Source organism: Chamaesiphon sp., from assembly GCF_041737865.1.
In the GTDB taxonomy this organism is placed as follows: domain Bacteria; phylum Cyanobacteriota; class Cyanobacteriia; order Cyanobacteriales; family Chamaesiphonaceae; genus Chamaesiphon.
This window is the reverse complement of the sequence record NZ_JBGSQZ010000321.1, coordinates 1-3,464: the sequence shown is the minus strand read 5'-3', so window position 1 is coordinate 3,464 and position 3,464 is coordinate 1. Positions and strand designations below refer to the sequence as shown.

The 3,464-nt window shown below is 41.8% G+C and carries 2 protein-coding genes; one reads left to right on the top strand and one right to left on the bottom strand.

Features of this window, described 5'->3' with window-relative positions; genetic code table 11:
* Nucleotides 1-43 precede the first annotated feature (43 nt).
* On the bottom strand, nucleotides 44-1,912 hold the full coding sequence (locus ACEW9J_RS25110) for an alpha-amylase family glycosyl hydrolase (RefSeq protein ID WP_373547799.1): 1,869 nt from the start codon (nucleotides 1,910-1,912) through the stop codon (nucleotides 44-46).
* 482 nt (nucleotides 1,913-2,394) lie between these two features.
* On the opposite strand from ACEW9J_RS25110, the gene ACEW9J_RS25105 reads away from it, so the two are divergent.
* On the top strand, nucleotides 2,395-2,865 hold the full coding sequence (locus ACEW9J_RS25105; protein ID WP_373547798.1) for a hypothetical protein: 471 nt from the start codon (nucleotides 2,395-2,397) through the stop codon (nucleotides 2,863-2,865).
* Nucleotides 2,866-3,464: the final 599 nt, after the last annotated feature.

Genomic DNA, 3,464 nt, shown 5'->3' with positions numbered 1-3,464 from the left:
TCACTAAAACATTGCTAATCATGAGAATATATCCTCTTTAAATCTACTGCTTCCTAAATATTAAAACCGACCATTTAGGAAGATTGATGTAAATCTTTCCGTCTGCTTGGACTTGCAGATTGTGCCCATAGTTACCCGAATTATTCCAACCGTCATACTGCGGCGATTGAGAGTTGAAAATTTCTGACCACCACCCAATTTCTCCACCCATGTGAATTCCATAATCATGTTCTTGCCACTGACGATCGATTAGATTGACAACAACCACCACAATATTGCCGCCTTCATGCCAGCGTTTGAAAGCTAAAACTGTATTTATGCGATCCTCATGAATAAATTGCAAAGTATCGCTACGCAAAGCCGGATTATACCAGCGTACCCAGTTGATATCTCTGACTAGATTTCGCATGGAAATCCCGATCGGATCTCCAGCAATTGCCCAATCAAATCGATGTTCTGAAGTTGCTAGATTTCCGTCTGGATTCGGCCACCAATAGCCCCAATGATGAAATTCAGATCCCATAAATAACATTGGCGTACCAGGCATCGCTACATTTAAAGCCCAACCGAGTCGGGCTTTGGCTCGTGCGTACCAGTTATCTCGTCCGCCACATAACTCGACGAAGTGGCGATTTTCGGGTTGTTTTCCGCTCTGGGAATCGGCGATGCGATCGTGCGATCCTAGTAAATAACGAATAAAATTCCAGGAGCGATCGAATCCCATCCAACCGATAAATGACTTGAGTTCATCAATGGTATTTTCTCCGTTGACAGCACGACGAAAAGCATACGGATCGGACATTGCCCATACAGCATTGAAGTCTAATTCACGAATAACTTTGCCCCAGCAATCCTGTTGTTCGCTCGTCCATTCGGCAATAAAATATTTATCCCGCCAGTAGGGGTTTTCGCGAAGTCCGGCAATAATATGTTGAGTACATTCCCACATCAGACTATGCGCCATATCAAACCGCAAACCATCGCCGCGATATTCATCCAATAGCATCCGTGCGTGGTCGAGTAAAAAGTTTTGGACTTCGGATTTCCAGTGAGCGAAAGCGCGACCGTCTTCTTCTCGTGCGGGTTCGTAATGAAATGGGTCTTCAAAATAAATACCACCTTCATCGTTTGTATTGCCATCGTATTGCCAATAGTGATTGTGACTGGTCGAAGCATGATGGTAAACCACATCAAAAATCACGGCCAGACCTAGCCTGTGGGCGGCATCTACGAGCGATCGAAGCTCTTGAGGAGTCCCGTACCCATTGTGCGGTGCAAACAGGTTGGTGGCTCCATAACCTTCACCATCGATGCCATCAACTTGCTCGATAGGTAGTAGTTGGAGGGCGTTAAAGCCGAGTTCGTGGATATATCCTAGCTTTGTCTCAAAGTCGGCAAACGTGGCATAAGTTGAGATGTTGAGATGGTCGTTGAGTCCGGCAAATGACCCCACATGCGCCTGATAAATAATCAAATCTTCAAATTTGGGCGTGGCAAATTCAGACCACTGTTGCTGCCAATCGACGACGATCCCTCTGGCGTTATCTTCAGCACTCTCGACTTGGCGTGCATAGGCATCTACACGAGTCAAGATGCCGCCTGGATTGGTAGGATCGCCGCCTTTATTAATAATTGAGAATTGATACGGTTGACCCGCCACAACGTCCGCGACATCTACCGACCAATAGCTAGAATTACTCGGTTCTGGTGCGAGTGAGACTTGGGACATTCGCTCGTCTCGCCAAATGCAAACTGAAACCGCAATTGCGTTCGGTGCCCAAACCCGAAACGAACATTCATCACCAACCAAATTTGCACCCATCCCAGGATGAATGCTCTGAGGAAGGGATACCAAGGATTCTCCAGGGGAGAGGCTACGCCAACGATCGATCTCCATTAAAGACCCCCTCATGGTTTTGAATTTTGTTTGGATGACAAGTAATAACAGCAGATAAATCTGTTTGCAAGAGCTGTATTACTTGCCTTACATATATAGATAACAACACGATTTTTTTATATAAAACTACTCAGGCTTATCATATCTTCCAAATGTGAGGGAGTTGTGAGTTATTTACAATTTATCTTTGACTTTTTCGATGAAATTAATACCTCAAAGCTATTGCACAAGCTAATTACACATCTTAAGGCAGATTGATTTTTGATAGAATTTGCTTATAAAATTAAGCGAAAAATAAGGCTACGTTGTTCTGTTTTGTTAAGACATTTTTATCTATGTCTTTAGAGAGAGTGCTTTGTTTATTTGATTGATTAGCTTTAAGGTGTCAATCGTTGGCGTAGCCTCTCCCCTGGAGAATCGATCTTTAAATCGAGGCTGATATCTGCAATTGAAGGCAATTGCTAGACCAACCCAATTAAAAAAATAGAGAATTCATCATGAAAAAACAGATCGTTATTGTCTTAGCTCTCCTGTGCTCATCAGTTGCCACTTTCAGCATGAGTAAGCCAGCTAACGCACAACTTGGTCGAAGTTTGGTCGGCCCATCGGTTGAATTTGGTAACGGACAAACTGTATTTGGGATCGATTCTAAATTTGGAATCAGTGATAATTTATCCCTGCGTCCATTTGTCTACTTTCCTAACGGTGGCACTAAGTTTGGTACGGGATTAACCTACGATATTAATCTCAAAAATAATGCTAATGCCCTCCAACTTACGCCTTTTGTTGGTGCTTCTATAGACTTCAATACTGGCGATGGCAATACTACCACTAACTTTGGTTTAGTTGGCGGAGTCGATCTGGATCTGACTGATAGCCTCCAATTAAAAGGAGCAGTAAACGTACCGCTGAATAACGATCGGGATCGAACCGTTGTCGTGAGTGTTGGGGCTGGTTTCAGATTTTAAAACAGCACTTGGCAAGTTCCGATCGGAGAAAATAATTACTGCGGAAGATCGAGCTTCCCAGTCATACATGTCGAGACAAATAAATTTTATCTATATCTAGAACGATCTAGAATCTTCGATCGCATCTAATAGTTAGCTAGATATCAAAAGAGAACATCAAATATTAACCTATTATTTACAACAGTCTTTCATCTTACATTTAAAATGTGAGGAACTTGTGAGGACTATGCCGTGTATTGTGTCAACAATAGTCACAGGCTATACATAGAAGCAATTGCGAGGTTTTACTTTGCTAAAATAAGCTAGTAATAACTAAGTTATTTATAAATATTAGTACTTTTTATAGCGATTTATTAAGATATTTTAGTCTGTATATTTAGGTAGAGACTTTTATTGACCCGATCGATTATCATCAAGTTTAAGGCTGCTTAATAAAATTTATTTTTTAGCTTAGAAACCGATCGCACTCTTAACATCACAATTACTTAGGAAATAACTTCATGAATAAGATCGTTCTATTCTCATTGATATGTACGGGATTTGTCTCAGTGATGCCCTTCAAGGTCAATGCCGCAGGTTTAGCACAAGTTAGCCAGAAT